Source organism: Arthrobacter sp. NPDC090010 (assembly GCF_044748305.1).
Taxonomy (GTDB): Bacteria; Actinomycetota; Actinomycetes; order Actinomycetales; family Micrococcaceae; genus Arthrobacter_E.
The window spans coordinates 439,432-466,054 of record NZ_JBIVFT010000001.1; the positions used below are offsets into that span (position 1 = coordinate 439,432).

At 66.9% G+C, this 26,623-nt stretch carries 22 protein-coding genes and 1 tRNA gene; 18 read left to right on the forward strand and 5 right to left on the reverse strand.

Annotated elements, in window-relative coordinates:
• Positions 1 to 62 precede the first annotated feature (62 nt).
• The 3 genes from ACIPXZ_RS02095 (at position 63) to ACIPXZ_RS02105 (ending at position 3,894) form a co-directional block, all read left to right on the forward strand.
• Entirely contained in the window at positions 63 to 3,017 is a 2,955-nt protein-coding gene (locus tag ACIPXZ_RS02095) for a UPF0182 family protein (RefSeq protein ID WP_400590473.1), read from the forward strand.
• Positions 3,018 to 3,119: 102 nt separating this feature from the next.
• Positions 3,120 to 3,193, forward strand: a tRNA-Met gene (locus tag ACIPXZ_RS02100).
• 182 nt (positions 3,194 to 3,375) lie between these two features.
• Entirely contained in the window at positions 3,376 to 3,894 is a 519-nt protein-coding gene (locus ACIPXZ_RS02105) for a GNAT family N-acetyltransferase (RefSeq protein ID WP_400590474.1), read from the forward strand.
• 163 nt (positions 3,895 to 4,057) lie between these two features.
• Here ACIPXZ_RS02105 and ACIPXZ_RS02110 read toward each other — a convergent pair whose 3' ends face one another.
• Together ACIPXZ_RS02110 and ACIPXZ_RS02115 are read right to left on the reverse strand one after the other, a co-directional pair.
• On the reverse strand, positions 4,058 to 4,864 hold the full coding sequence (locus ACIPXZ_RS02110; protein WP_400590475.1) for a PspA/IM30 family protein: 807 nt from the start codon (positions 4,862 to 4,864) through the stop codon (positions 4,058 to 4,060).
• Between the two features lie 105 nt (positions 4,865 to 4,969).
• Positions 4,970 to 6,997, reverse strand: a complete 2,028-nt coding sequence (locus tag ACIPXZ_RS02115) for a TPM domain-containing protein (protein WP_400590476.1) — start codon at positions 6,995 to 6,997, stop codon at positions 4,970 to 4,972.
• Positions 6,998 to 7,277: 280 nt separating this feature from the next.
• On the opposite strand from ACIPXZ_RS02115, the gene ACIPXZ_RS02120 reads away from it, so the two are divergent.
• The 7 genes from ACIPXZ_RS02120 (at position 7,278) to ACIPXZ_RS02150 (ending at position 14,289) form a co-directional block, all read left to right on the forward strand.
• Positions 7,278 to 8,885, forward strand: a complete 1,608-nt coding sequence (locus ACIPXZ_RS02120; RefSeq protein WP_400590477.1) for a S1C family serine protease — start codon at positions 7,278 to 7,280, stop codon at positions 8,883 to 8,885.
• Between the two features lie 224 nt (positions 8,886 to 9,109).
• Positions 9,110 to 9,910 (forward strand): electron transfer flavoprotein subunit beta/FixA family protein, encoded by an 801-nt coding sequence (locus ACIPXZ_RS02125; RefSeq protein ID WP_400590478.1) that lies wholly within the window; start codon positions 9,110 to 9,112, stop codon positions 9,908 to 9,910.
• A gap of 18 nt (positions 9,911 to 9,928) precedes the next feature.
• Entirely contained in the window at positions 9,929 to 10,867 is a 939-nt protein-coding gene (locus ACIPXZ_RS02130) for an electron transfer flavoprotein subunit alpha/FixB family protein (RefSeq protein WP_400590479.1), read from the forward strand.
• A 2-nt stretch (positions 10,868 to 10,869) separates the two neighbouring features.
• Positions 10,870 to 11,631 (forward strand): PIG-L deacetylase family protein, encoded by a 762-nt coding sequence (locus ACIPXZ_RS02135; RefSeq protein ID WP_400590480.1) that lies wholly within the window; start codon positions 10,870 to 10,872, stop codon positions 11,629 to 11,631.
• 102 nt (positions 11,632 to 11,733) lie between these two features.
• Positions 11,734 to 12,279, forward strand: a complete 546-nt coding sequence (locus tag ACIPXZ_RS02140; protein WP_400590481.1) for a gluconokinase — start codon at positions 11,734 to 11,736, stop codon at positions 12,277 to 12,279.
• Positions 12,276 to 13,658 carry a gluconate:H+ symporter gene (locus tag ACIPXZ_RS02145; protein ID WP_400590482.1) on the forward strand — a complete coding sequence of 461 codons (1,383 nt, stop codon included), beginning with the start codon at positions 12,276 to 12,278 and terminating at the stop codon, positions 13,656 to 13,658. Before ACIPXZ_RS02140 ends, ACIPXZ_RS02145 begins: the two co-directional genes overlap by 4 nt.
• Positions 13,659 to 13,923: 265 nt before the next feature.
• Positions 13,924 to 14,289, forward strand: coding sequence for a VOC family protein (locus tag ACIPXZ_RS02150; protein ID WP_400590483.1), 366 nt, complete (start codon positions 13,924 to 13,926; stop codon positions 14,287 to 14,289).
• Positions 14,290 to 14,302: 13 nt separating this feature from the next.
• Here the strand turns inward: ACIPXZ_RS02150 and ACIPXZ_RS02155 are convergent, their stop codons facing one another.
• Both ACIPXZ_RS02155 and ACIPXZ_RS02160 read right to left on the reverse strand, forming a co-directional pair.
• Positions 14,303 to 14,770: a tRNA (cytidine(34)-2'-O)-methyltransferase gene (locus tag ACIPXZ_RS02155; RefSeq protein WP_400590484.1), complete on the reverse strand. Its 468-nt coding sequence runs from the start codon at positions 14,768 to 14,770 to the stop codon at positions 14,303 to 14,305.
• A 35-nt stretch (positions 14,771 to 14,805) separates the two neighbouring features.
• Positions 14,806 to 15,738 carry a J domain-containing protein gene (locus tag ACIPXZ_RS02160; protein ID WP_400590485.1) on the reverse strand — a complete coding sequence of 311 codons (933 nt, stop codon included), beginning with the start codon at positions 15,736 to 15,738 and terminating at the stop codon, positions 14,806 to 14,808.
• A gap of 88 nt (positions 15,739 to 15,826) precedes the next feature.
• Between ACIPXZ_RS02160 and ACIPXZ_RS02165 the strand changes: the two genes are divergently transcribed.
• Together ACIPXZ_RS02165 and ACIPXZ_RS02170 are read left to right on the forward strand one after the other, a co-directional pair.
• Entirely contained in the window at positions 15,827 to 16,756 is a 930-nt protein-coding gene (locus ACIPXZ_RS02165; protein ID WP_400590486.1) for a diacylglycerol/lipid kinase family protein, read from the forward strand.
• A gap of 48 nt (positions 16,757 to 16,804) precedes the next feature.
• Positions 16,805 to 18,028, forward strand: coding sequence for a cysteine desulfurase family protein (locus ACIPXZ_RS02170; protein ID WP_400590487.1), 1,224 nt, complete (start codon positions 16,805 to 16,807; stop codon positions 18,026 to 18,028).
• Between the two features lie 21 nt (positions 18,029 to 18,049).
• On the opposite strand, the gene ACIPXZ_RS02175 is transcribed toward ACIPXZ_RS02170, so the two are convergent.
• On the reverse strand, positions 18,050 to 19,288 hold the full coding sequence (locus tag ACIPXZ_RS02175; RefSeq protein WP_400590488.1) for an NAD(P)/FAD-dependent oxidoreductase: 1,239 nt from the start codon (positions 19,286 to 19,288) through the stop codon (positions 18,050 to 18,052).
• A 196-nt stretch (positions 19,289 to 19,484) separates the two neighbouring features.
• On the opposite strand from ACIPXZ_RS02175, the gene mnmA reads away from it, so the two are divergent.
• The 6 genes from mnmA (at position 19,485) to ACIPXZ_RS02205 (ending at position 26,494) form a co-directional block, all read left to right on the forward strand.
• On the forward strand, positions 19,485 to 20,609 hold the full coding sequence (mnmA, locus tag ACIPXZ_RS02180) for a tRNA 2-thiouridine(34) synthase MnmA (protein WP_400590489.1): 1,125 nt from the start codon (positions 19,485 to 19,487) through the stop codon (positions 20,607 to 20,609).
• 68 nt (positions 20,610 to 20,677) lie between these two features.
• The gene (locus ACIPXZ_RS02185; RefSeq protein ID WP_400590490.1) at positions 20,678 to 21,073 is read left to right on the forward strand and encodes a chorismate mutase; all 396 of its coding nucleotides are present in this window, start codon (positions 20,678 to 20,680) and stop codon (positions 21,071 to 21,073) included.
• Entirely contained in the window at positions 21,070 to 22,149 is a 1,080-nt protein-coding gene (locus tag ACIPXZ_RS02190; RefSeq protein ID WP_400590491.1) for a hypothetical protein, read from the forward strand. The genes ACIPXZ_RS02185 and ACIPXZ_RS02190 overlap by 4 nt, the downstream gene beginning before the upstream one ends.
• A gap of 67 nt (positions 22,150 to 22,216) precedes the next feature.
• Positions 22,217 to 22,891 carry an MtrAB system response regulator MtrA gene (mtrA, locus tag ACIPXZ_RS02195; RefSeq protein ID WP_400590492.1) on the forward strand — a complete coding sequence of 225 codons (675 nt, stop codon included), beginning with the start codon at positions 22,217 to 22,219 and terminating at the stop codon, positions 22,889 to 22,891.
• 22 nt (positions 22,892 to 22,913) lie between these two features.
• Positions 22,914 to 24,743 (forward strand): MtrAB system histidine kinase MtrB, encoded by a 1,830-nt coding sequence (mtrB, locus tag ACIPXZ_RS02200; protein ID WP_400590493.1) that lies wholly within the window; start codon positions 22,914 to 22,916, stop codon positions 24,741 to 24,743.
• A gap of 2 nt (positions 24,744 to 24,745) precedes the next feature.
• Positions 24,746 to 26,494, forward strand: coding sequence for an LpqB family beta-propeller domain-containing protein (locus ACIPXZ_RS02205; RefSeq protein ID WP_400590603.1), 1,749 nt, complete (start codon positions 24,746 to 24,748; stop codon positions 26,492 to 26,494).
• The last annotated feature ends 129 nt before the right edge of the window (positions 26,495 to 26,623 follow it).

Here is a 26,623-nt window from a genome sequence, read left to right on the forward strand (position 1 = left end):
GCGTGTCAGGATCATCCCACCCCGCATCAGCCCCCGGCGTCCGCCGGCGCCGCGGAGCATTCGTGCCAACACTCATCGTGGTGGCCGTGCTCGTGGCGGCTTTCATCTTCTTAGCCAACGTCTGGACCGACGTCCTCTGGTATCAGCAACTCGGCTTCGTCGGGGTCTTTCTGACCCAGAATCTGGCGCGGATCGGGGTGTTCCTGGTCGGCTTCCTGCTCATGGGCCTCGCGGTCTACTTCTCCATCCGGATCGCCTACCGGGCCCGGCCGGTCTATGCCCCGGATCCGGCGTCCCAGGACAATCTGGGCCGTTATCAGGCGCAATTGGAGCCGGTCCGCCGAGTGGTCATGATCGGTCTGCCGGCCGTTCTCGGCCTGTTCGCGGGCACCGCGGCCATGGCGCAGTGGCCCAAGGTGCTGCTCTTCTTCAACCAGGAGTCGTTCGGGCAGAACGACCCGCAGTTCGGCATCGATCTGGGCTTCTACGTCTTCGCGCTGCCGTTCCTCGGCTTCCTGCTCGCTCTCCTGATGAGCATCGTCGCGGTGGCCGCCCTGGCGGGCTTGCTGACCCACTATCTCTACGGCGCCATCCGCATTCAGCCGCGTGGCCTCTTCGTCAGCCACACGGCGCGTCTGCACCTGGGCATCATGATCGCCGTGTTCCTGGTCCTGCTGGCCGCGAACTACTGGATCGGGCGTTACTCCACCGTGCAGAGCGCCAACCCGGGCCGCTGGGCGGGTGCGCTGTACACCGACGTCAACGCCGTCGTGCCCACCAGGTCGATCCTCGCCGTCGCGGCGGCGATCGTGGCAGTGCTCTTCATCATCGGAGCGATCATCGGCCGCTGGCGTCTGCCGATGATCGGCACCGCCATGCTGATCATCACCTCTTTGCTGGCCGGGGGCCTGTACCCGTGGGTGATCCAGCAGTTCCAGGTCCGTCCGTCGGAACAGACCCTGGAGAAGCAGTTCATCCAGCGCAACATCGATGCCACCCGGACCGCTTACGGTCTCGACAAGATCCAGGTCAAGGACTATCAGGCGACGACGACGGCGACCGCCGGCGCACTGCGCGGTGACGCTGAGACGGCGGCCAGTATCCGCCTCATGGACCCCAACCAGGTCTCGGCCGCCTTCCAGCAGCTGCAGCAGTACCGCCCGTACTACCAGTTCCCGCAGAGCCTGAACGTGGATCGCTACGAGATCGACGGGAAGAAGCAGGACACCGTCATCGCCCTGCGTGAACTCAACCCGTCCGGGCTGAACGCCAGCCAGCAGTCCTGGTACAACAAGCACATCGTCTACACCCACGGCTACGGCGTGGTCGCGGCCAAGGGCAACACGGCCACCAAGGACGGCAAGCCGGACTTCCTGCAATCAGGCATTCCGAGCACCGGCGTCTTCGGTGACGACAGCAAGTACCAGCCCCGGATCTACTTCGGGCAGAACTCACCGGACTACTCCGTGGTCGGAGGCCCTGAGGGTTCCTCCCCACGTGAGCAGGACCGTCCCACGAGCAAGGACGGCGGCGACGCCCAGTACACCTTCACCGGCAACGGCGGTCCGAACGTGGGCAACCCGTTCAACAAGCTCCTGTACGCCGTGAAGTTCCAGTCCACTGACCTGCTGCTGTCCGACGGTGTCAACGCAGATTCCCAGATCCTGTACGACCGGGACCCCAAGGACCGCGTCCAGAAGGCCGCGCCGTATCTGACCGTTGACGGCAACCCGTACCCCGCCGTCGTGGACGGCCGGGTCAAGTGGATCGTGGACGGCTACACCACCAGCAGTGACCTGCCGTATTCGCAGCCCCAGGAGCTCGACAACGCCACGACGGACTCCCAGACGGTGTCCGGTCGGAACGCGGCCCAGCCGAGCGACAGCGTGAACTACATCCGTAACTCGGTGAAGGCCACGGTCGACGCCTACGACGGTTCCGTGACCCTGTACGCCTGGGACGATCAGGATCCGCTCCTGAAGGCCTGGCAGAAGATCTTCCCGAACACCCTCAAGCCGATCAGCGACATGTCGGGCGATCTGCTGAGCCACGTGCGCTACCCGGAGGACCTCTTCAAGGTCCAGCGTGAGCTCCTGGGCCGCTACCACGTGACCAACGCGGACGACTTCTACCAGAACAACGATGCCTGGAGCGTCCCGAACGATCCGACGGCCAAGAGCGGGGACACCACCACCCCGGTGAAGCAGCCGCCGTACTACATGTCGATGCAGATGCCGGGCGAGACGACGTCGTCGTTCCGTCTGACGAGCAGTTTCATTCCGCAGACCGTGGGTGGCGACGCCCGCAACGTGCTGTACGGCTTCCTGGCCGCGAATGGCGACGCCGGCGACAAGAAGGGCGTCAAGGACCCCAAGTACGGGCAGCTCGAACTCCTGTCGATCCCACCGGAAACGCAGGTGCCCGGCCCTGGCCAGGTGCAGAACCTGTTCAACTCGAACACGACCGCTTCCAATGAGCTCAACATCCTCAGTCGTGGAGCCTCCGCGGTGGTCTACGGAAACCTGCTCACCGTGCCCATGGGCGGCGGTCTGCTGTACGTCCAGCCGGTGTACCTGAAGTCGACCGGTGACACCGCCTACCCGACGCTGCAGCGTGTTCTGGTGGCCTTCGGTGAGCATGTGGGCTTCGCCCCGACACTGGACGCCGCGCTGGACCAGGTCTTCGGCGGCAACTCCGGCACCAAGGCAGGCGACGCTGCGAACAACAACGGCAGCGGGACCTCCGGTTCCGGCAGCAGTGGCCAGAACGGTTCGTCCAGTGGCAATGGGAGCACTCCTCAGGCGCCGAGCCTGAAGGCGGCGCTCGACGATGCGAAGAAGGCGATCGACGCAGGGCAGACGGCCCTGAAGAACGGCGACTTCGCAGCATACGGTGAGCAGCAGAAGAAGCTGCAGGACGCACTCAACCGCGCGATCGCAGCCGAGACGGCCCAGCCGTCCGGCGCTGCGAGCGGCAGTCCGTCGCCGTCGCCGAGCCCGTCGAGCTCCGGGAAGTAGCCCGGCAGCCCACCCCGCGCCGCGAGAAAGCCCAGCTGAGACGCGGATCACGTCACCTCGATTTGGTCTGTGGTTCACCAGCCGGTAGAGTAGTTCTTGCGACGCGGGGTGGAGCAGTTCGGTAGCTCGCTGGGCTCATAACCCAGAGGTCACAGGTTCAAATCCTGTCCCCGCAACTGGCAAGGGCCGGAACCATATGGTTCCGGCCCTTTTGCTTTCCCTGATTAGGCCAGCGGTGTGAAGCGGCACTGGTTCACCTTGCACTTTCTCGGGCTTGCGATCCTCTGAATCCCGAGAAAGTGCGGACTCAACCCCGTGATGGTTTGCCGCCCGGGCCCTTGAGAGTGAGGATGGGCTGATGACCGTACTGCGTTTGATCTCCCCGGACGACGCTCCGGAACTGGCCGCCCTGCTTCGCGCGAGCCGCGAGCACCTGGCCCCCTGGGACCCGATCCGTCCGGAGAACTACTTCACGGTGCAGGGTCAGCGGGACGAGATTCGCGTGGCGCTCCAGGGACATGCGCAGGGCACCAGGGCGCCCTTCGTGATCCTCGACGACGACGGGGCCATCGCGGGCAGGCTGAACCTCAACACGATCGTGCGTGGCGCCTTCGAATCGGCTTCGCTGGGCTATTGGGTCGCGGCGGACCGGGTGGGCAGGGGACTGGCGACGCGTGCCGTCTCTGCGGCCGTGGAGCACGGCTTCCAGCGCCTTCAGCTGCATCGTCTGGAGGCAGGCACACTCCTGCACAACGAGGCCTCCCAGAGAGTCCTGCGGAAGAACGGCTTCACCGAGTTCGGCCTGGCCCCGGGGTATCTGAAGATCCAGGGGCAGTGGCAGGACCACCGGCTGTTCCAGCTGCTCGCCCCGCGCTAGCCCCGAGGCTCCCGGCCGGTTTCCCCCCAGGCTGCCCTGCATCGGGTGCCTGCCAGCGGCTGAACCGCCTACTGGAGGACCCTATGCGCCACTGGGGACAGCTGACAGCGGAAACGAAAGGACCCCGGACCGTCACGGTCCGGGGTCCTTCGCCTGTCAGGGATCAGAGGCGGTCGAAGTCGGCCTCGTCCACGGTCCCGGCACCTGCGAGCGGCTTGGCTGCCGTGGCGGCGGGCGCACCCGAAATGGCGGCGGGGCTGCCACCGGACTTCAGTGCGGCCAGCCGGGCCTCGACCTCGGTCTGCTCGCCCAGGTCCTCGAGCTGGTTGAACTGAGCGTCCAGGCTGGAGGCCGCAAGTTCCTGCTGGCCGAGGACCTTGGCCTCTTCGCGGCGGATCTTCTCTTCGAAGCGACCCACCTCGCTGGTCGGGTCCATGATGTCGATGCTCTTGAGGGCGTCGTTGACCTGGGTCTGGGCCTGAGCCGTCTTGGCGCGGGCCACCAGCTCATTGCGCTTGGAGGTGAGCTCGTTGAGCTTGCCCCGCATCTGCTCCAGACCGGTCTTGAGACGGTCCACGACCTCGGTCTGCGCCGCGATGTTCGGCTCGGCCGCACGGGCCTCGTTCTCGGCCGTCATCTGGCGCTGCAGTGCGACCTTGGCCAGGCTGTCGAACTTGTCGGCGTCCACGGTGTTTCCGGCACCGCGGTAGTCGTCGGCCTTGCGGGACGCGGCGAGAGCCTTGTTGCCCCAGTCCTGGGCGTTCTTCACGTCTTCGGCGTGATCCTGCTCGAGCATCCGGAGGTTGCCGATCGTCTGAGCGACGGCCGACTCGGCCTCGGAGATGTTGCTGGAGTAGTCACGGACCATCTGGTCCAGCATCTTCTGGGGGTCCTCCGCCGAGTCGAGCAGGGCGTTGATGTTCGCCTTGGCCAGCTGCGCGATGCGACCGAAGATGGACTGCTTTGCCATGGTGTTACCTTTCGTGTTGCCCTTGGACGCCACGGCGGATGCCGCTGACGCTGTCATGGACGCGTGGTTGGTGATGAGTGATAGATCAGTCAATCGGTCTGTCGGTCAGAAGCTGTCTCCGCCGCCGGAGTCGCCGCCCCAGCCGCCGGAGTCTCCTCCGCCGAAGCCGCCGAAACCTCCACCGGAGTCGCCCCCGCCCCAACCGCCGCCCCAGCCACCGGAATCGTGGTGGTTGCCGCTGTTGAGGATGGAATTGATGAGGATGCCACCCAGGATGGCCCCTCCGAGGCCTCCGCCGTTGCCGTTCCCGCCGAACATGCCTCCGCCGAAGCCCTGCTGGTTCACGCCTCCGAAGCCGTTCACATCGGACTGGGCGAGCTGCGCAGCCTGGCCCGCCAGTGCATTGGCCTGGTTGGCGTAGTTGAGCGCCTGGACCGGATCGTTCTGCGCGATGGAGATCGCGTAGTCGAGGTTCCGCTGGGCTTCGGCGACCCGGGTGCGGGCCTCAGTCCCGACGGCGCCCCGCCGGGCGGCGATGTAGTCGTTCGTGGCGCTGATCTGGGACTGCGCGGTGACGATGCTCTGCTGGAGGGCGGCACGGGCCCGCTGTGCCTGTTCCTGCTGGTCGCGTACTCCGCCCAGCACCGAATCGAGGGTGCCCGTGGCATTGGCGAGGGCCTGAAGGTCGGCCACGGGGTCCAGGTGCCCGTCCTGGTAACGACCCTTGATGGTGGCCAGTGCGGACTCGACTCCTCCGATGGGACCGTTCAGTTCCGGGTGCTGTCCGCCCTGGGCATAGGCCTTCGCCTGCGCCAGGTCCTGGGCCGCCTGGGACACTGCCGACTCCAGCGAGGCCTTCGCGGTCTCGAGGTTCTTATCCACGGAGCCGATGGCGTCGACCAGTTTGCGGGCCTGAGCCAGTCCGGATTCCGCGGCATGCACGGCGACGGCGGCCTGGCCGGATTGACCGGCCTGGAGGTTCTGATCCGCGGCGCTGAGCGCGTTTCCGACGAACTCGAGCCGTTCGCGAGCCTGTGCGATGTTGTCGTGCACCGGTGCGAGGGCCGATGCGGCGTAACCCTGGCGGAGCGATTCGAGCTTCCTTTCGGCCTCCTCCACCACTGCGGATGCCGCAGCTGCGTCACCGCGGATGCGAGCGACGGCGGCGGGCGCGTTCTTCTCCAGTTCGCGCAGTGCGTCGAATGCGGCCTTCTGGTCCTGGAGTGACGCGACGGCGGCTTCCGAGTACTGGATGATCTGGGTCAGCCACTCGCGCTGCTGCTCGGGGGTGTCCGGAATGTGGTCGTCGAGCTGCTGCTGGAACTTGAACGACTCTGCCATCTGGGCTTTGGCCTGGGTCAGGGCGGCGGAGAAGTCCTTCACCGCGTCCGAACCGAATTCCGCCTCCGCGAAACCGAGCTCCTGCTCGCTGTTCTTGATGGCGTCGTCGGCCGCGACGAGGAGTGGACCGCTTTCGGCCCGAAGCTGCTCGATGCTCATCCGTGCCAGACGATCCTGTTCGTCCACGGCGTTCTCGATGCCGGCGGCCTCGGCGGCCTTGCGACGACGGCGGACCAGCCAGAAGGCCCCGGCGCCACCCAGCACGACGACGGCCCCGCCCACCACGTACGGTGTGGCCCCCGGACCGGAGAGCTGACTGTCGGTCGTCTGCGCGACGGCCACCGCTGCCGCGGTGAAGTCCTTCTTGCCTTGAGCGAGCTGTTCGGTCGCCGCCTGCCTGATCGCAGTCCGCTGGGACTCGGTGATCTTGCTGCCCGGACCGCGGGTCAGGTACGTCTGCCCGCCGTCGTACGCGACGGTGTAGAGCAGATCGGAAGAGCCCATGCCCTTCTGCTTCGCGACGGCGGTGGCCCAGGCCTGCGGGTCCGCCGGGTTGCTGAACTTGTCGACCATGACCACATAGAGGTTGATCTTCTGGTCCTTGTACAGCTTGCTGATCGCCGACTGGACCTTGCCCGTGTCGAGCTTGTTGCCCGGATCCACGATGTTCTGCCCGGCCCCGATGGTGACGGGGTCCGCGGCGTGGGCGGCCCCGGCGCCGAGAACCAGCGGCGCCGCGAGGCTCAGCCCGAGGGCCAGCGCCACTCGGGCCTGTTTCAAGAGGGTACGCATCGGTGACCTTTCAGCAGTCGCGGGCCCGCCGTGTGCGGTACCGCAGTAGTCGCGTCCCCCAGCCGTACTGCCCAGCCGTTGGCCGCTTCGAGGCTTTTCCTCGATTCTAGGCACGCCCGGAAAAGGCGTCCATCAGCAGAACTCCGCCGTCGGCGAAATGGTTCCCCAGGGTGGGAGGAAGTCGATGTACCTTTCAGGAAATAATCAGGAAGGGCTTTCAGTCCGCTCAGACTCCTTGGGAATAGTGGAAGCCAGAAGACGAAATCTGAAAGGCAGAACGATGACCGAGAACCCCAGCGCAGGGCACGGCGGCTCCTCCTCGGAAGAACCCACGCCCCAGGAACACCCCACGATGCCGATCCAACGCCCGAGCGAGCCGACGCAGGCTCTGCCGAGCCACCCCGTCGCACCTCCGGCCTCCGCCGAGGAAGCGGCGACGTTCGGCGCGGCCTCGTCTTCTGCGGAACAGCCTTCTGCGGAACAGCCGGAATTCCGCCAGCAGCCCGAGGCCCACCAGCAGTGGTCCACTCCGCAGCCGGCAGCCGTGCAGCCTCCGCTGCCCGCTTACGCCCCGGGGGCACCAGCCGCCGGACAGCCCGCACCGCACTTCTATGGTCAGCAGAGCGGACAGCCGCAGCACGCTGCTCCGCACAGCTACCAGCCGGCTCAGCCGAAGACCGCCCGGAAGGTGGGTGTCGGCACCCTGGTCGTCGCCGTCCTGGCAGCAGGCCTGCTCGGCGGTGGCATCTCGGCCGGCGTCGGCGGTCTGATCAATGGCCAGCAGACTGCGAGCTCTCAGCCGGACACCACGGGACAGAGCGGCATTGTCATCAACAACAAGGACAGCGTGACGGCGGTGACCGCAGCCGCGGCGAAGGCGGCGCCGAGCGTGGTGACCATCGCGGCCACCGGCGGGAACTCCTCCGGCACCGGCTCAGGCATCGTGCTTGACGATCAGGGCCACATCCTCACCAACACCCACGTGGTCACCCTGGACGGGGCTACCGCCAGCGCCACCATCCAGGTGAGGACCAGCAGTGGCGCGGTCCTCCCGGCGACGGTGGTCGGCACTGACCCGCTCTCCGATCTGGCCGTCATCAAGGTCGATCCCAAGGGACTCTCCCCGGCGACCCTCGGAGATTCCTCGAAGATCAACGTCGGTGACACGGCGATCGCGATCGGTGCCCCGCTCGGCCTGAGCAACACGGTCACGGACGGCATCATCTCCACCGCCAACCGCACCATCTCCGTGCAGTCCTCGGCGGTCCCTTCCAACGGCAGCGACAGCTCCGGCCAGAACGGCAACGGCTACAACTTCGCCCCGCCGAACGGCGGCCAGAGCAGTAGCGGCAGTTCCGGCGGCTCGGTCTACCTCAACGTGATCCAGACGGATGCCGCCATCAACCCCGGTAACTCCGGTGGTGCGCTGGTCAACGGCCAGGGACAGGTGATCGGTGTGAACGTCGCGATCGCCACCGCGGGCAGCAGCAGCTCCAGTGACAGCAGCAGCTCCGGCAACATCGGCGTCGGTTTCAGCATCCCGATCAACTACGCGAAGCGGATCGCGAACGACATCATCCAGAACGGCAAGGCCACCCACGGCCAGCTGGGCACCACGGTGCAGAGCGCTCCGGCCGGTTCCTCGAGTTCCTCGGCCTTCTCGGACGGCGGACAGGTGGTGAGCGTGAGCTCCGGTTCCGCGGCGGAGAAGGCCGGCATCCGCAAGGGTGACGTCATCACGAACTTCGCGGGCTTCGCGATCTCCGATTCGCAGGAGCTGACGGCAGCGGTCCGCGAGCAGCCGGCCGGCAGCACTGTGACCGTCAAGATTCTGCGCAACGGCAAGAGCATGGACGTTCAGGTCACCCTGGGCTCCGCGCAGTCCTAGATCAGCGCCGGATCTGCCTTTCCTGGCCGGGTCCCACGGGGTTCACGGTGACGCACCGTGAACCCCGGCGGGACCCGGCCAGTCGTCTATGGCAAGCTTGGGGATACAGCCGCCTGTCCGGTCCCCGATGAGGAGGGCCGGGGACGACTGACCGCCCGTGGGCGGTGAATCCCGTCAGCCAGGCCTGAACCACGGGCCTGCGTGAGAACACTTGTGGGAGAACCATGAAGATTGTGGTCTTGGTCAAGCATGTCCCGGACGCCCAGTTCGACCGCCATCTCTCCGGCCCCGGCCACAGCGTGGACCGTGCCGAGAGCATCCTGTCCGAACTCGACGAGTACGCCTTGGAGGCGGCTCTGCAGCTCAGCGAAGCGCGCGGGGGAGAGAAGGGCGGCAACAGCGTGATCGCCCTGACCATGGGTCCGGAAGGCGCGTCCAACTCCATCAAGAAGTCCCTGCAGATCGGTGCGGGCGAGGGCTATCACCTGAGTGATCCCGCGCTGGCCGGCTCGGACGCCGCGGCCACTTCGCTGGCGCTCTCCGCCGCGCTCGGCAAGATCGCTGAGGACGGCCCGATCGATCTGGTGATCGCCGGGATGGCGTCCACCGACGGCGAGACGTCGTTGGTCCCCGCCCAGCTCGCCACGCGCCTGGGCTGGTCGTACCTCGGCCATGCCAAGTCGCTCGACGTGGACGGCGCCACGGTGACCGTGAACCGTGAAGTCGACGGTTACGCCGAGACTCTGGAGGCGGCGCTGCCTGCCGTGGTGTCCGTGACGGACCAGATCAATGAGCCGCGTTACCCCAATTTCAAGGGCATCATCGCAGCCAAGCGCAAAAAGACCCATCCCCTGTCTCTGGCCGAGGTATCACTGGATCCCTCTTCCGTGGGCGCTGCGGGTTCCCTGACCGTCCTCGCAGAGGCACAGGAACGCCCCGCCCGTACCCAGGGGACCATCATCACGGACGAGGGCGACGCCGGCATCAAGCTGGTCGAGTTCCTGGCCGCCGAGAAGCTGATCTAGCGCGAGCAGGAGCGAGAAATGACCCAAGCCCTCATCGTCATCGCAAGCCCCGATGGCACTCTGAAGAAGAACCAGCAGGAACTCCTCACCCTGGGCCGCAGCCTGGGCGAAACCTCCGTCGCGCTCGTCGGTGATGCCGCTGCAGCGGAGGCCGCCGCGGCGTTCGGCGCCGTCGTGAGCTACACCGCACCCGCGGAGCTCGGCTCCTTCGGAGCCGCCGCCCAGGCGGCCTTCGTGGCGGAAGCGGTGGCCCGTTCCGGTGCCACCGCCGTGCTGCTGGAGAACTCCGTGTCGGCCAAGGAGATCGCGGCGGTTCTCGGCGTCCGGCTGAACGCCGGCGTCGTGACCGATGTGGTCAGCCTCGCAGCCGATGGTGCTGCGACGAAATCGGTGCTCGCCGGTGCCTACACCACGGTGGCGAATTCGCGCGGCGCCGTGGCCGTGTACACCGTCAAGTCACACGCCGTGGAGCCCTCGGAGGCGCCTGTCGCCGGCCGGGTGGAGGCCATCGAGCTGCCTCAGGACGCGTACTCGACGGCCGCCCGTGTGGTGTCCCGTGCGGCCAAGCCGAAGTCGGGCCGCCCTGAGCTGTCCGAAGCCCGCATCATCGTGGCCGGTGGCCGTGGCGTGGACGGCGATTTCGCGCCTGTCGAAGAGCTCGCCGATGTGCTGGGTGCCGCCGTCGGCGCCTCACGCGTCGCAACGGACAACGGCTGGATCGGCCACGACTCCCAGGTCGGTCAGACCGGCGTCGTCGTCTCCCCACAGCTGTACATCTCGGCCGGCATCTCCGGAGCCGTCCAGCAGAAGGCCGGAATGCAGACCTCGCGCGTGATCGTCGCGGTGAACACCGATGAGGACGCGCCCGTCTTCGAAATCGCTGATTTCGGCATCGTGGGCGATCTCTTCACGGTGCTGCCTCAGGCGAGCGAAGAGATCCGGCGCCGGAAGGGCTGAATGTGAGCATCACTCATCACTCGCTCGCCTTCGCCCCACGCGAGGGCGGGCGGGTGCTCTGTTTCACCGCGCACCCCGACGACGTCGACTTCGGCGCTGCCGGGACGATCGCCGCCTGGACGGCGGCCGGCGTCGAGGTCGTCTATTGCGTGATGACCGACGGTGACGCCGGAGGCTTCGAGGCGGACGCGGACATCGCCGCGCGACGGCTTGAGGAACAGCGCGCAGCAGCCTCTTTGGTGGGCGTCAGGGAAGTGCACTATCTGCACGAGCGGGACGGTTACCTCGAAGTGACGCATCAGGTCATCTCGCAAGTGGTGGCCCTGATCCGGCGCTATCGTCCGGACGTGGTCCTGACGATGCACCCGGAACGTAATTGGGAGCGTCTGCAGAAGAGCCATCCGGACCACCTCGCGGCGGGGGAGATCGTCACCCGCGCGGTCTATCCGGCGGCGGAGAACCCTTTCGCCTACCCCGAGCTGGAGGCCCAGGGCCTGGCGGCCTTCAAGGTGCCTCAGCTCTGGTTCATGGCAGCTCCGGCGGAACGCGAGAACCACTACGAGGACATCGGGGACACCGTCGAGGCGAAGCTCGCGGCCATCCACATCCATGCCTCGCAGCATCCGGACCCGGCTGCTATGGATGCCGAGGTCAGAGGCCAGTTGCTGGAGAACGGGCGACGCACGGATGCTTCCGGTGACGTCTTGGCCGAGTGCTTCCACGTGGTGGTCGTCAACGGTTCGGGAACCTTCGCAGGGTTCTAAAAATGTGATTTAAGTCTCCGGGGCCCCTTGCAAGGGGCCCCTTCGGCGTCTAGAGTTCAGGGGTATTAAATAATACTTTATTCCTCTGAAGGGCAGACCTCGATGGAGAAGACTGCAATCGAAAACCCGGTGCTGGTGGTCATGGGAGTCTCAGGCTCCGGCAAGTCCACCGTGGCGGGCTTTCTCGCCGGAACGCTCGGCTGGGAGCTCGCCGAAGGCGATGACTTCCACCCGGCCGCCAATGTGGCCAAGATGGCCGAGGGGCATCCGCTCGCGGACGAAGACCGCTGGCCGTGGCTGGACACCATCGCCGGTTGGATCAAGGACCGTGACACCCTCGGTGAGCCCGGCGTCGTGACCTGCTCTGCGCTGAAGAAGAAATACCGTGATGTGCTCCGCGGGCCCAACGTCGTGTTCATCTACCTGCACGGCGGCAAGACGCGGATCTCCGAGCGCCTCCAGGCGCGGCACGGTCACTTCATGCCGCCGGAACTCCTACAGTCCCAGTTCGAGGCGCTGGAGGAGCCCACCCCGGACGAGAACGTCCTCATCGTGGACATCGAGGGCACCCCTGCGGAGGAAGCCCACCGCATCATCGACGCATTGGGCCTGAAGGCCACCGCACACGGAGAGGGCGGAACGCGATGAACACGACCGCGTGGACCGGGCACGACACTCAGCTGATCATCGTGGCGTTGCTGGGCATCGCCGCGATCGTGCTCCTCATCACCAAACTCAAGGTGCATCCGTTCCTGGCGCTGGTCCTCGGCTCGGCCTTCGTGGGCCTGGCATCCGGCGTCGAGTTCGGCAAGGTCATCAGCAACTTCGAGGACGGCGTGGGAGGCGTGCTCAAGGAGGTTGGCCTGCTGATCGCCCTCGGTGCGATGCTCGGCAAACTCCTCGCCGACTCCGGTGGCGCAAACCGGGTGGTGGACACCCTTCTGGAGAAGGCGCAGGGTAAGAAGCTCGTCTGGATGATGACGCTCGTCGCGGTCATCATCGGCCTGCCGATGTTCTTCGAGATCGGCCTCGTGCTGCTCCTCCCGGTCATCGTGCTGGTGGCCCAGCGCTCAGGGCTCAAGCTGATGCGTGTCGCCATCCCGGCGCTCGCCGGGCTCTCCGTGCTGCACGGCCTCGTTCCGCCGCACCCGGGTCCGCTCGTCGCCATCGCCGCACTGAAGGCCGATCTCGGTCTCACCCTGATCTTCGGCCTCACCGTGGCCATCCCGACCGTGATCATCTGCGGTCCGCTCTTCTCCCGTCTGGCGGCCCGCTGGGTCCCGGTCGACGCCCCCGCCGTCGCAGGAGGCATCGACACCCAGACCGGTCCGGACCTCACGGAGGTCAAGCGGGTTCCCAGCTTCGGCATCACCTTGATGACGATCATCTTCCCGGTGGTCCTCATGCTGTTCAAAGCCATCGTGGACATCGCCACCCCGGCCAAGGACGGCCCCTGGGTCCGCACCTTTGCGGACTTCATCGGTGAGCCGCTCGTGGCCATGACCCTGGCGGTCATCCTCGCCATGGTGACCTTCGGCTATGCCGTGGGGTTCACCGGAAGCAAGATCACCTCGAAGCTCGGCGCGAGCCTGGGCCCGATCGCCGCCATCATCCTGATCGTGGGTGCCGGCGGAGGCTTCAAGCAGACCCTGATCGGTGCGGGTGTCGGCGACGCCGTCGCCAAGTGGGCGACAGGGGCCAACATCTCGGTCCTGGTGCTCGGCTTCCTGATCGCGGTGGCGCTGCGTCTGGCCACCGGCTCCGCAACGGTGGCGACCGTGACCGCGGCAGGCATCGTGGCTCCGCTGGCCGGTTCGCTCTCCCCGGCCCATGCAGCATTGCTGGTGCTCGCCATCGGTGCCGGCTCGCTGTTCCTCTCCCACGTCAATGACGCCGGCTTCTGGCTGGTGAAGGAGCTGTTCGGTCTGACGGTCGGGCAGACGTTCAAGACGTGGTCCGTGATGGAGACCCTGATCTCCGTGGTCGGCTTCGTCTGCGTCATGCTGCTCTCCTTCGTGGTGCCATAGCCGCGCTGCGATGCTCTGCTGAGCGCTGCGAACTGTGACGACGACGGCGGCCCACCACCTGAACAGGAGGTGGGCCGCCGTCGTCGTACGCGCTGTCGGTGACGCGTATCGGCGTCGAACGAGCTCGCTTGTTCCGTGCCGAATCGCGCATTCGAGGCGCGAGCTGGCAGGGAACAAGCGTTCCGGACATGATCGGAGCGGAGCGGGCCAGCCCGGATGTGGGGCAGGGGTGGTGCCGTGTCCAGCGGTGCGCAAGAATCGTGACATGCGGATCATGCGACAGGTGGTCGTCTTCGACGCCGCCGACCTTGAAACGGAAAGCGCCTTCTGGGCGGGAGTGCTCGACGGCCAGGTGAGCCGGGACGATGACTGGCACGCGGTGCGGGTCAACGGTGAATCGAGGATCGCGGTGCAGCTCGCACCGGATCACGTCGCGCCCGATTGGCCGAACGGTGCCCCGCCTCAGCAGATCCACCTCGATCTATGGGTGGATGACTTTCCGGCGGCGCACGAAGAAGTGATCGCCCTCGGCGCGCGAGTTCTCCAAGCAGTGGAACCCGGCGACAACTTCCAGGTGTACGCCGACCCCGCAGGTCACCCGTTCTGCCTCTGCTGGCCGCTCGAGCAGTAGCCTCCGCCAGGGATCAGAGCTGGGCGCCCTGGAAGCCGTTCTGCCGCCAGGCCTCGAAGACCGCGATGGAGGCCGAATTGGCCAGGTTGAGGGAGCGCCGGGACGGCAGCATCGGCAGGCGGACTCGTGCCGTCACGTGCGGGTCCTGCTTGACTGCCGTCGGCAGGCCGACGGATTCCGGACCGAACATGAGGACATCGCCCGGCAGGTAGTCCAGGTCCGTGTAGGAGGTCTCGCCGTCGCTCGTGAAGGCGAACACCCTGCGTGGCTTCAGCGCCGCCCAGGCATCCTCCAGGGTCTTGTGCACGGTCACCACGGCCAGGTCGCGGTAGTCCAACCCGGCACGGCGGAGCTTGGCATCGTCGAAGTCGAAGCCGAGAGGCTCCACCAGGTGGAGCTCGGCTCCCGTGATGGCCGCCAGGCGGATGGCATTACCGGTGTTGCCCGGGATCTCGGGGGTGTAGAACAGGATGCGGAACACGGGACCCATCCTACTGGGACCGGCCGAGCAAGGGTTCAGTGCATTCCCCGGATGAGCCGGGCCAGTGACGGCATGTGCACCACGTTCGGCTGTGGTCCCGAGCCGAGGAACTCTTTCAGACCGCGCACGGTGCCTGCGGCGTTCCCCACCTCGACGCCCCCGGAGGCGCCCGGACGACGGTCGATCACCGGCTGGTGCAGATTCTCATCGGGGGAGAGGACCATGGTCCAGCCGGTCACATGGAGCTCCGGGAAGAGATCCTGGAGATGCCGCACGGAATGCGACAGCAAGGGCGGCAGGACGGAGCGTCCACCGTGCAGGAGCCGCTCACCGTCCCAGGCGTAGGCGCCATGCGGCAGCACCATCGAGTCCACCAGCGCCAGGCGGTATCCGGCCAGCACGGCGTGATCGATGTAGGTCTTGCCGTCGGGAGCCCTCAGCCCGTTGATCAGGCGGGCGGAAGGCTGCTGCGCCACGACGTGACGCAGGAGGATCTGCATTGCGCGCTGCTCCCTGCGAATCCGGGCCTCGGCCCCGAAGATGCCCCGGCGGCGCGGCATTCCGTGCATCTGAAGACGGGCCTCCACCGGAGTCAGAAGCTGGCCCGGTCCGTCCAGCGGTGGGACGAACACCGCGGGGTCGGTGGACTTGGTCTTCGGCCCGGAACCACGTGACGTCGTATGAGAAGTGGTTCCGGCCTCCCACACTCCGGTGCCGTTCCCCGCCGCAGGGCTTGTCCCCGCCCTTGACGAACCTCCCCCATAGGAGGCGTCGTACCCGGCCCGGGTCTTCTGATCGACCAGGACCTCGTACGCCAGGGTCACGGCGCGGAACCGCTCCGGGTCGCCTCCGAGGTCGGGATGGGAGATGCGGGCCGCCCGGCGGTATGCCGCTTTGATGTCCTGGGTGCTGGCCGTGACGGGCACTCCCAGGATCTCGTAGTGCGACTGGCCCGATGGTGCGGTCATGTTCCCTCTCCTGCACCCCCGGTGCGACATTGTTGAACCCGTCCAACGAACCACTCACCTCTGCGGTTCCGGCCGTGCACAATAAAGCGTGATCAATAGCAGCCCCACCGTCAAACCCACAGCCCTCCGGGATGTCCGGGTCCTCCTGCTGGTCAACAGGGGCTCAGGTGATGCGAAGACGTCCCTGAGGGCGCACACGGCCTGTCTGGCCCTGCAGGCCGAAGGAGCCGCGGTGACCTTTCTGAGCTTTGCCGATCCGGTGGGTGCCCTCCCGTTGCTGGTGAGCGAGTCCGCACGTGCCGACGCGATCGTGGTGGTGGGCGGGGACGGGACCGTGCAGCTCGCGGCCGAAGTGGCGCTCCAGGCAGGTCTTCCGCTCGGGATCGTCCCGGCAGGCACGGGTAACGACGCCGCGCGGGCACTCGGGCTGCCCAGCGACCCGGCCACTGCGGTCCGGAACATCGCGAAGGCCTGGGGCCGGGAGCCACGCAGCATCGACCTTGCCCGTGTGGAGATGGCGGACGGCGGAAGCCGCCACTATCTGACGACCCTCGCGGCGGGATTCGACGCCGTCGTCAATCGCCGGGCGAACCGTTTGCGCCGACCGAAAGGGACGCTGCGCTATGTCGCGGCGTTGCTGGCCAGTCTGCCGGGCCTCGAGACCATTCACTACAGGCTGGCGGTGGACGGCGTCGCGGAGGAACGGGATGCCGTGATTCTCACAGTGGCCAATGGACGCAGCTTCGGGGGAGGCCTGCGGATCGCCCCGGCGGCAAGACTCGACGATGGGCTTCTCGATCTGGTCACGGTGGACCCCCTGCCGCGCTGGCAGCTGCTTGTGGTTTTTCCGTTGGCGTTCCTCGGCTGGCACCGCCTTCACCCGGCCGTCCGCATACGCAGGGTTCGCCGCGTGGAGATCGTTTCGGGAGGCCCGCGCTGTCACGCCGACGGGGAGGAACTGGCGACTCCGCCCTTCACCGTCGTGGCCGTTCCGGGTGCGCTGCGCATCCTCGCCTGAAATCCTGGGCCATCGCGACTTGAGATGGACGCGACTTAAGATGGAGGGGTGCCTGTCTATCTCGACCATGCTGCCACCACGAGCCTTCACCCGGCGGCGCTCGCGGCCATGACGGACGCCCTCGTCAGAACCGGCAATCCGTCGTCCTTGCACGGTGCCGGGCGCCGGGCCCGGCGTCTGGTGGAGGAATCCCGCGAGAGCCTGGCCAGGGCGGCAGGGGCGCACCCCTCGGAACTCATCTTCACGTCCGGGGGCACCGAAGCGGACAACCTCGCGGTGAAGGGGCTGTACTGGCAGCGCCGGGCGGAATCCCCGGAGCGGACTCGCATTCTGTGCTCCACCGTCGAGCACCATGCCGTGCTGGACACCGTCGAATGGCTGGAGAGGCACGAGGGAGCCGAGGTCACCTGGATCCCCGTGGACGGCTCCGGCGTCGTGGACCTGGACGTCCTGGCCCGTGAGCTGGCGCGTGAGCCGCAGAGGATCGCCCTCGTCACGATCATGTGGGCGAACAACGAAGTGGGCAGCTTGCAGCCTCTCCGGCAGGTCGTCGAACTCGCAGGGGCTGTGGGCGTGCCTGTCCATTCGGACGCTGTCCAGGCCTTCGGCGCAGTGCCCCTCGACTTCGCATCCTCGGGGCTGGCCGCCATGAGCGTCAGCGGTCACAAGATCGGCGGGCCGGTCGGCATTGGAGCGCTCTTCCTGCGCCGGGACGTGAAGCTGGTTCCGGTCCAGCACGGCGGTGGGCAGGAACGGGATGTCCGGTCCGGAACGCTCGACACGGCCTCGATCGCCGGCTTCGCCGCCGCAGCGGAAGCCTGTGCCGCATCCCTCACGGAGGAGTCCGTGCGGCTTGCGGCCTTGCGAGACCGGCTGATCGAGGGCGTGTTGCAGGCGGTCCCCGGTGCCGTGCTGCGAGGTTCGCCCGGGTCCGGCCGGCTGCCCGGCAACGCCCACTTCACCTTCCCAGGGTGTGAGGGGGATTCACTGCTGTTCCTTCTGGACATGGCCGGGGTGGAGAGCTCGACCGGATCGGCCTGCACCGCGGGCGTACCCCGGCCGTCGCACGTGCTGCTCGCCATGGGGCTGGACGAGGAGACGGCGCGCGGCGCCCAGCGTTTCACGCTGGGCCACGCATCCACTGCCGACGACGTCGAGACCCTCCTCAGGGTTCTTCCTGCGGCCTATGCCCAGGCGAGCAAAGCCGGGATGGCCGGTCACGAGTCAAGCATCCAGACTGCCGGAACCGTTGGGCGGCGCGCGGAGTCCTGACGGCGTCATCGGCCGAGCAGGTCATTCGGACGGCAGCAGATCCTCAAGAGGAACGTCAGGATCGGCCAGGCGTGCCGGATCCACCGGCACCCTCCCATTGATGAGCGCCTTGACCGGTTTCTGGACCCGATGGACATTGACGTTCATGCCGGCCACCACGGCGCTGTCCCGGAGCCAGAAGGCGAGGAATCCTTCCTCGCCCACGCTGCCACGGATCACGGGTTCTGAACTGGTCGCCAGCCCTCCGAAACCTGAATACTCCAGGCTCAGCTCGAACTGGTCGGTATAGAAGTACGGCAGCACGTCCAGGGACACGTCCTGCCCCAGCATCGACTTTGCCGCCACCTTGCCGCCATTGAGAGCGTTGGACCAGTGCTCGCTTCGGTGATGCTCGCCGGTGAAGGGATGCAGGGCGTTCGCCACATCACCCGCGGCGAAGACGTCCGGAGCGCTCGTGTGAAGCCCGGAGTCCACCAGGATCCCGTTGCGCAGGTTCAGCCCGGCGGTCTCCGCGAGTCCCGTGTCCGGAACCACCCCGACCGCCAGGATCACCAGGTCCGCAGGGATGTTCTCTCCGGAGTCGGTGACCACCGTGGTGACGTGGCCGTCCCGGCCCTCCAGACGGGCGGCGCTCGCAGGAAGACGGAACCGCACACCGTGCGACTCATGCACGCGACGGAAGAACGCACCGATCTCCGGGCCGATGGCTGCGGCCAACGGGATCTCCTCCAGGCCCAGGAGGGTCACCTCGTTGCCGTACGTCGCTGCTGCCGCGGCGAGCTCCATGCCGATCCAGCCGGACCCGACCATGACCACGCGCCTGCCGCCGTCGTGCAGGAGTTCCCGCAACCGCAGGCTGTCTTCGAGAGTCCGGAAGGTCATGACACCGTCCAGCTCCGCTCCAGACAACGGGATGCGCCGCGGTCGTGCGCCGGTGGCGAGGAGGACTTTCTCATAGCCGAGAGTGCCGCCGCCGGCCAGGGTGAGTTCATGTTCCGCCGGGTCGAGGGAGACCACGGAGTCGCCGAGCACCAGCTGGACGTCCTGTTCGCCGTACCAGGCCTGCGGTGCCACGTCGACGACGGATTCCTCGGCCTTGCCCAGCAGGAGCTCTTTGGACAGAGGCGGCCGCTGATAAGGCCCTCGATCCTCGGCACAGACGACGGTGACCGGACCCGTGTACCCCTCCGCCCGGAGTGTCTTGGCGGCGGTTCCGCCGGTCAGGCCTCCACCGATGATGACCATGCCGGATGCTGCCATGTTCCCACCCTCCCGAGGACGGCCCCCGGGGACTTGCAGCCCTCGGAGGACTCTTGAAGCGGACGATTTCGACGCTATGACCGTGACGGGGTGGAGTCAAGGGGCGGGAATATCCGCCAGGAAGGAGCGTTAAGATTGATTAAGGCGCAGACCGTCTCCGGTGCGCCAGAGCCCCAGACCCCTTCAGAAAGCCAGTATGCGAGTTCTAGCAGCCATGAGCGGCGGAGTGGATTCCGCCGTCGCCGCCGCCCGTGCCGTCGAAGCCGGGCACGACGTCGTCGGCGTCCACCTCGCACTGTCCCGCATGCCTGGCACCCTGCGCACCGGCAGCCGTGGCTGTTGCACCATCGAAGATTCGCGGGATGCCTACCGGGCCTGCGATGTGCTCGGGATCCCGTTCTACGTCTGGGACTTCTCAGAGCGTTTCCAGGAAGACGTGGTCCAGGACTTCATCGACGAATACGCCGCAGGACGGACCCCGAATCCTTGTATGCGCTGCAACGAGAGGATCAAGTTCGCCGCGCTGCTCGAGAAGGCCGTGGCCCTCGGCTTCGATGCCGTCTGCACCGGGCACTACGCCAAGGTGATCACCGATGAGGACGGCAACCGGGAGTTGCACCGGGCCGCGGACTGGGCCAAGGACCAGTCGTACGTCCTGGGCGTCCTGACCCACGAACAGCTGCAGCATGCCATGTTCCCGCTGGCGGAGACGCCCTCCAAGGCTGAGGTCAGGGCGGAAGCGGAACGTCGCGGCCTGTCCGTGGCCAACAAGCCCGACAGCCACGACATCTGCTTCATCCCGGACGGCGACACTGCCGGCTGGCTTGCCGAGAAGATCGAGATGCAGCCCGGCGACATCGTGGACGAGACAGGCACCAAGGTCGGCGAGCATCCCGGGGCCAACGCGTTCACGGTCGGGCAGCGCCGGGGACTGAAGCTCGGCCGCCCGGCGTCGGATGGCAAGCCGCGGTTCGTCCTGGAGATCCGCCCGAAGGAGAACACCGTGGTGGTGGGTCCGCAGGCGCTGCTGGCCATCGATGAGATCCGCGGCATCCGCATCTCCTGGGCCGGCTTGCCCATCGGTGAAGCCGCCACGGGAGAGGAGTTCGCCTGCCACGCCCAGGTGCGGGCGCACGGTGAAACGGTCCCGGCACGGGGCCGCGTCGAGACGGTCGAGGGAACGGCGCAGCTCGTGGTGCTCCTTGACGAGCCGATGCGAGGCGTCGCTCCCGGTCAGACCATCGTGTTGTACCAGGGCAGCCGGGTCCTCGGCCAGGCCACGATCGACAAGGCCCGTTCGCTCCAGCGCGCCGAGTTCTGACGGTCGCGCGCCGTTCCAGCCAGCGGACCGTCGCGGCTCTGGGCCTCCCCGCTCAGTAGACTTGATCCATGACCGACGAGCACCACGCCAGCCAGGCCTTCGACTATGACCCGACGGCAAGCTCCCTGTCAGGGGAGGTGGAGCAGGGCGTCATGGACGAGCTGCTCAGCATCCGTTCCAGCATCGACAACATCGACGCGACGCTGGTCTTCCTGCTTGCCGAGCGCTTCAAAGCCACTCAGCGGGTGGGCGTGCTGAAGGCCCGTCACAAGCTGCCCGCGGGGGACCCGGGCCGCGAAGCCGCACAGATCGCCAGGCTCCGGATCCTCGCCACGGAAGCGCATCTCGACCCGGCCTTCGCCGAGAAGTTCCTGAACTTCATCATCAGTGAGGTCATCCGGCACCACGAGGCGATCTCCGCCGATCACGAACGGCAGGCCGCCCGGCCCGACTCCTCCCGGTGAGCGCCGAGATGCGCGGCCTTCCCGGTGGCCGGATCATGGCCTCGGCGCACGGCGCCTGGCCGGGCGTCGACCCGGTGGAGGCGACACTGGCCCTGCGTGGCGAACTCGGGGCCCCTCATGCGGCCCCGCTCGCAGAACTTCCCGGCCGCGGTGTGGGAGCCGACAGTGTGGGCCGGTCCGCCGCCTTGCTGGCCGGCCTCACGACGGATGTGCAACCGCATGGATGGCGGCTGAGCTGGCGCCCCGAGCAGGGTGACTTGAAGGATCACCGGCGGGCTCTCGCCGCACTGAGCACCGACCTTCAGGTTCTCGCCGACATCGCGGGGGAGGAGGACAGCGTGCCGGGCCCGGTGAAACTCCAGTTCCGCGGACCGGTCAGTCTTGCCGCGTCCTTGTATCTGCACCATGGTGAACGTGCCGTCAGTGATCACGGTGCCCGCCGGGACATCGCCCAGGCTCTCGCGGAGGGCGTCGGGGACCACCTCGCGGCGGCTCGCCGGGCAGTCCCCGGTGCGCCCCTCGCCGTCGTCATCGAAGAGCCGCTGGTGACGGAGGCGCTCGCGGGGACCATCCCCACGGCTAGCGGTTACCGGACGCTGCGGTCGATCCCCGGCGAGGAGGTCACACAGAACTGGAGGCTCCTGACCGACTCGGTGAAGGCGGCGGGAGCCGAGGAGGTCGTCATCGCCGTCCCCGGAGTCGAGGCGCCCCTGGAACGGGTGTACGACGCCGGAGCGGACGGCATCTGCCTTCCCACAGGGCCGCTGACCACCCGGCAATGGGAACGGCTTGCCGGCCGCTTGGAGGCGGGGGCCACAGTGTGGGCGGAATGCATACCGCTGACCGTGACCGCCGGTCGGGAGGCCACCGCGACTGCTGGACTTGCCGAGGGACTGTTGCGCACCTGGCGCGACCTCGGTCTGCCGCTGTCTTCGCTGTCCCGCCTCCGTCTGCTCCCCGAAGCCCGTTTCGTCTCCGAGCGCGGCGAGAGAAGCCTCCGTCCGCAGGATTCCCTGAAGGTCCTGCGCCGCCTGGTCGCACTGGCGGACGAGCTCGAACAAGCTGCGGCGTCCTGAGTGTTCAAGCGGCGCCCGCGCGTTGCGGATACGACAAAGAGCAGGCGCTTAAGCGAAGATGGGAGCCATGAAGGGACGCATTCTGGTAGTTGACGACGACGAGGCACTGGCCGAGATGATCGGCATCGTGCTGCGCAATGACGGCTTCGAGCCCAGTTTCTGTGCCGATGGTTCGCAGGCGCTGAACGCCTTCCGGAACACCAAGCCCGACCTCGTGCTGCTGGATGTGATGCTCCCTGGTTCCGACGGCATCGAGGTGTGCCGCGCGATCCGCGCCGAATCGGACGTCCCGATCGTCATGCTCACCGCTAAATCGGACACCACGGACGTGGTCCGGGGCCTGGAGTCCGGAGCGGACGACTACGTGCCGAAGCCTTTCAAGCCCGCAGAACTCGTGGCCCGGGTCCGTGCCCGTCTGCGGCCCGGAGACCTGAAGGCGCCCGAGACCCTCCGGATCGGCGATGTGTCCATCGACGTCGCCGGACACACCGTGACCCGTGCCGGGGCGGCCATCTCACTGACCCCACTGGAGTTCGATCTGCTGGTCGCTCTGGCCCGCAAGCCTTGGCAGGTGTTCACCCGGGAGGTCCTCCTGGAGCAGGTCTGGGGGTATCGCCATGCAGCGGACACCCGCCTGGTGAACGTCCACGTTCAGCGCCTGAGGTCCAAGATCGAAAAGGATCCGGAGTCTCCCGAGATCGTTCAGACGGTGCGCGGTGTCGGATACAAGGCCGGTTCCTGAGTCGTCGGCACCCGGTGACGAGGTGAGTGACCCCGGAACCGGGGCCCATCCCGCAGGCCGGGGCCGGGTCCATGATGCCGCAGGCGTACTGAATCGCTACGGCGGCCGGGCCACACGGCTGAGCAGACTGTACGGGCTCCGTGCGCTCGCGTTGGTCCGTCGAGGAGGCCGCGCCGTCTGGCGAGCTCTCGGGTGGACCGGGCGGTCCCTCCTGAGGCGCTGGCGGCGCTCCTTGCAGTTCAGGACCGTGCTGGTGACCGTGCTGCTGGCATCGATCGCCCTTGTCGGGGTCGGCGCGTATCTGAGCAGCCAGATCGCCAACAACCTCTTCCAGGAGCGGCTCCGGCAGGCGGAGAACGACACACGCGAAAGCGTCAAGAACGTTCAGGACACTTTCGACGGCGCCCAGGTCACGGACCGCTCTTCAGTCCAGAAGCTCGTCGCGGACACTCTCAGCGCCCTCGAGAACAAGACCAACGATCCTTCCCGCCGGTACGTCTTCCTTGCGGTGCCGAATCAGAACCAGCCCCGGGACCGCTGGGTGGATTCCCGTGCGTCCGCAGGGATCGGACTGACGATCCTTCCGGACGACCTCCGCAAGTCCGTAGAGGAGGCCGGCCGCGAACAGTACTGGGCGTCGATCGCCTTGCCCAATGGCACCGGCACGGACCCCGCCATCGCGATCGGCAACAAGGTCACCTTCAACGGCACCGTGTACGAGCTGTACCTGATCTACGACATCGCGTCTGCGGAAACGACCCTTCAGGACATCCAGAACGTGCTCCTGATCGGGTCCTCGGTCCTGGTCGCCCTGATCGGCCTGGTCGCCTGGTACGTGACGAACACGGTGGTGCGGCCGGTCAGCCACGCCGCCATGGTGTCTGAGAACCTCGCGGCTGGACAGTTGCAGGAACGTATGAGAGTCAAAGGCGAGGACGAAGTGGCCCGGCTCGGGGCATCGTTCAACCACATGGCGGCCAGCCTGCAGGAGCAGATCACCCAGCTGAACGCCTTGTCGCAGATGCAGCAACGGTTCGTGTCGGATGTTTCGCACGAGTTGCGGACCCCACTGACCACGGTGCGCATGGCGGCCGATGTGTTGTTCGCGTCTCGTGACGACTTCGATCCGATCAACAAACGATCCGCGGAGCTTCTCCACACGCAGGTGGAACGGTTCCAGTCCCTTCTTGCGGATCTGCTGGAGATCTCACGCTACGACGCCGGAGCGGCGCAGCTCGACGCGGAGCCCGCCGATCTCGTCATGCTGATGAACAAGGTCATCGATGAATCGACGCCGGTGGCTGTCGAGTACGGATCGCCGGTGCGTCTCTACACCTCGGAGCCGGAGGTGGTGGTCGAGATGGACAGCAAGCGCATCGAGCGGATTCTGCGCAACCTCCTGTTGAACGCTTTGGAGCATGGCGAGGGCCGCCGGGTGGATGTCACGATCGCCACGAACCACGAGGCGGCGGCAGTCTCGGTCCGCGACTATGGGCTCGGTCTGGAGAGCTCAGAAGCGGCTCGCGTCTTCGACCGTTTCTGGCGCGCCGATCCGGCCCGGGCCCGTTCGACCGGCGGCAGCGGCCTGGGCCTGTCGATCGCCCTGGAAGACACCAAGCTGCACAACGGCTGGCTTGAGGCCCGCGGACGGAAAGGCGACGGCAGCACGTTCCGCCTGACTCTTCCCCTGAAACGGGAGGGGGAGATCGTCGAGTCGCCGGTCTCCGTGGACCACTATCAGCCGTCGGGTACTCCGACCGCACTTCCCGTCCTGCCGCTGCCGCCTGTCGCTGGGCAAGCTGACGAAAACGACGCAGCGGTGCTGCCTCAGGAGAAGGGGGCTGGAGCGTGAGCATGAAGGTGGCCTCGGGGCTGAACGGACGACGTCGGCCGGTGACCCCGTTGCGTGTGGCTCTGGCATGGGTGATCAGCCTCGCTGTCCTGCTCGGCACGGGTGCCTGTGCGTCCATTCCGCGTTCCGGAAGCGTTCACAAGAGTGAAGGCGACTCGACCTCTCAGCTGGGGAACCCGCCGGCGGTCTACTTCCCGCCCGGCCCCGGCAACGGCGCGTCCCCACAGACCATCATCGAGGACTTCTACAACGCTGGCAGCAGTTATGAGCGTGACTACGCTCTGGCCCGCCAGTTCCTGACCCAGGATGCCGCCGCCTCCTGGAAGCCCGATGACCAGGCGTTGGTGTACCGTTCCGCCAAGGTCGTGAAAGGCACCGGAGACTCCGGTTTCTTCTACGATCTGGATCTCGCCTACGCCATCGATGCGCAGGGCATCGTCACCGCGTATCCGGCCGGGACGGTCCGCAAGGTGCCGCTGAGCCTCACACAGGTCGATGGGCAGTGGCGGATACGCTCGCTCTCGGACGGCACGGTGATTCCGGAGGAGATCTTCCACGGTCTGTATCAGCCCTACACCGTCTACTTCTACGACCCCAGCTACCAGTACGCGGTGCCGGACATCCGGTGGTTCATCAACAGACCCACCGTGACGAAGTCGATCGTCAGCGCTGTTCTGGCCGGGCCGGCACCTTATCTGAAGGGCGCCGTGGTCAGCGCTTTCCCGGCAGGGGCCCGGCTGGCCAAGGAATCCGTCCCGGTGGTGTCCGGAGCCGCCCAGGTGGACTTCACGGAAGACCTGCTCCAGAGTTCGGTGACGGACCGGCACCGGATGCTCAACCAGCTGACGATCGCCCTGAGGGCCACCGGTTCCGTGGTGAACGTGCAGCTGCTGGCCGGATCCACGGTGGTGAACCTCGACGACTCGGATTCGGTGACGCCTCCCATGGTCAACCGTCCGGTGCCGAACTGGCAGGTCGCGCTGCTTCAGGGGCAGCTGAGCACTTTTGAGAACAACAAGGCTCAGAAGATCCCCGGCATCGACATCTCGGGTTTCGCGCCCCGTCATCCCGCGGCCGCCGAAGATCAGCATGCTTACGCGTTCGTGAACCAGCAGGCGAGCGACATGTTCCTCGTCAGGCCGGGTCAGCCCAATCGTGACATCCTGAGCGGTGCGAATCTGGTCCGGCCGAGTTTCGACCCGCAAGGCTGGGTGTGGGGCGGCGGAAGCGCGGCGAAGGGACCGCAGCTCACTGCGGTGGACACCAAGAGCGGGGTGGACCCGAAGAACCCGCCGTCGATCACCTTCGGGCCTGATTGGCTGCAGGGCTACACCCTCAAAGATGCTCAGCTTTCCCGGGACGGAACCCGTGTCCTGATCCTCGCTGAAAAGGGCAAGAGCACCTCGGTGTACGTCGCGGGCGTCGTCCGCGGAGCGGACGGAGCGCCCCGCGCCCTGACCGAGCCGCTGAAACTGCCGGACACCAGGAACGTGAATCAAGGTGCCTGGGTCAGTGACACGATCGTCGTGGTGGCGAACACGTCCGGGACGGGGGCGGAGGCACCCGTGCGGCTCAGTCTCAAGTCCTTCCAGCCGGTCGTCATGCCTGATGTGGTGGGGCTGCAGGGCATCAGCGCGGGCAACGGGGTGTCGGACATCTATGTTCAGACCGGTGCCGGGGTCTCGCAGCAGATCGGTAACACCTGGGTGCAACAGGGAGCAGGGGTCAAGGACCCCAAATTCGCCGGTTAGCGATCGGCCGTCACGGGTCTCCGGCCCCTGTGGACGGCGACCCGGTGAAGCTGTCCACATTCTCGGGGATCCTATGAGCGGACCGTCCGTGAGACGCACACGATGGGACCATGGAAGACGGGCCGCAGG

Coding starts and splice junctions, on each gene's coding strand:
- ACIPXZ_RS02105 (WP_400590474.1), top strand. CDS start 3,376: ATGACCGTACTGCGTTTGATCTCCCCGGACGACGCTCCGGAACTGGCC.
- ACIPXZ_RS02120 (WP_400590477.1), top strand. CDS start 7,278: ATGACCGAGAACCCCAGCGCAGGGCACGGCGGCTCCTCCTCGGAAGAA.
- ACIPXZ_RS02185 (WP_400590490.1), top strand. CDS start 20,678: ATGACCGACGAGCACCACGCCAGCCAGGCCTTCGACTATGACCCGACG.
- ACIPXZ_RS02130 (WP_400590479.1), top strand. CDS start 9,929: ATGACCCAAGCCCTCATCGTCATCGCAAGCCCCGATGGCACTCTGAAG.
- ACIPXZ_RS02160 (WP_400590485.1), bottom strand. CDS start 15,738: ATGACCGCACCATCGGGCCAGTCGCACTACGAGATCCTGGGAGTGCCC.
- ACIPXZ_RS02205 (WP_400590603.1), top strand. CDS start 24,746: ATGAAGGTGGCCTCGGGGCTGAACGGACGACGTCGGCCGGTGACCCCG.
- ACIPXZ_RS02140 (WP_400590481.1), top strand. CDS start 11,734: ATGGAGAAGACTGCAATCGAAAACCCGGTGCTGGTGGTCATGGGAGTC.
- mnmA (WP_400590489.1), top strand. CDS start 19,485: ATGCGAGTTCTAGCAGCCATGAGCGGCGGAGTGGATTCCGCCGTCGCC.
- ACIPXZ_RS02145 (WP_400590482.1), top strand. CDS start 12,276: ATGAACACGACCGCGTGGACCGGGCACGACACTCAGCTGATCATCGTG.
- ACIPXZ_RS02175 (WP_400590488.1), bottom strand. CDS start 19,288: ATGGCAGCATCCGGCATGGTCATCATCGGTGGAGGCCTGACCGGCGGA.
- ACIPXZ_RS02150 (WP_400590483.1), top strand. CDS start 13,924: ATGCGGATCATGCGACAGGTGGTCGTCTTCGACGCCGCCGACCTTGAA.
- ACIPXZ_RS02125 (WP_400590478.1), top strand. CDS start 9,110: ATGAAGATTGTGGTCTTGGTCAAGCATGTCCCGGACGCCCAGTTCGAC.
- ACIPXZ_RS02110 (WP_400590475.1), bottom strand. CDS start 4,864: ATGGCAAAGCAGTCCATCTTCGGTCGCATCGCGCAGCTGGCCAAGGCG.
- mtrA (WP_400590492.1), top strand. CDS start 22,217: ATGAAGGGACGCATTCTGGTAGTTGACGACGACGAGGCACTGGCCGAG.
- ACIPXZ_RS02115 (WP_400590476.1), bottom strand. CDS start 6,997: ATGCGTACCCTCTTGAAACAGGCCCGAGTGGCGCTGGCCCTCGGGCTG.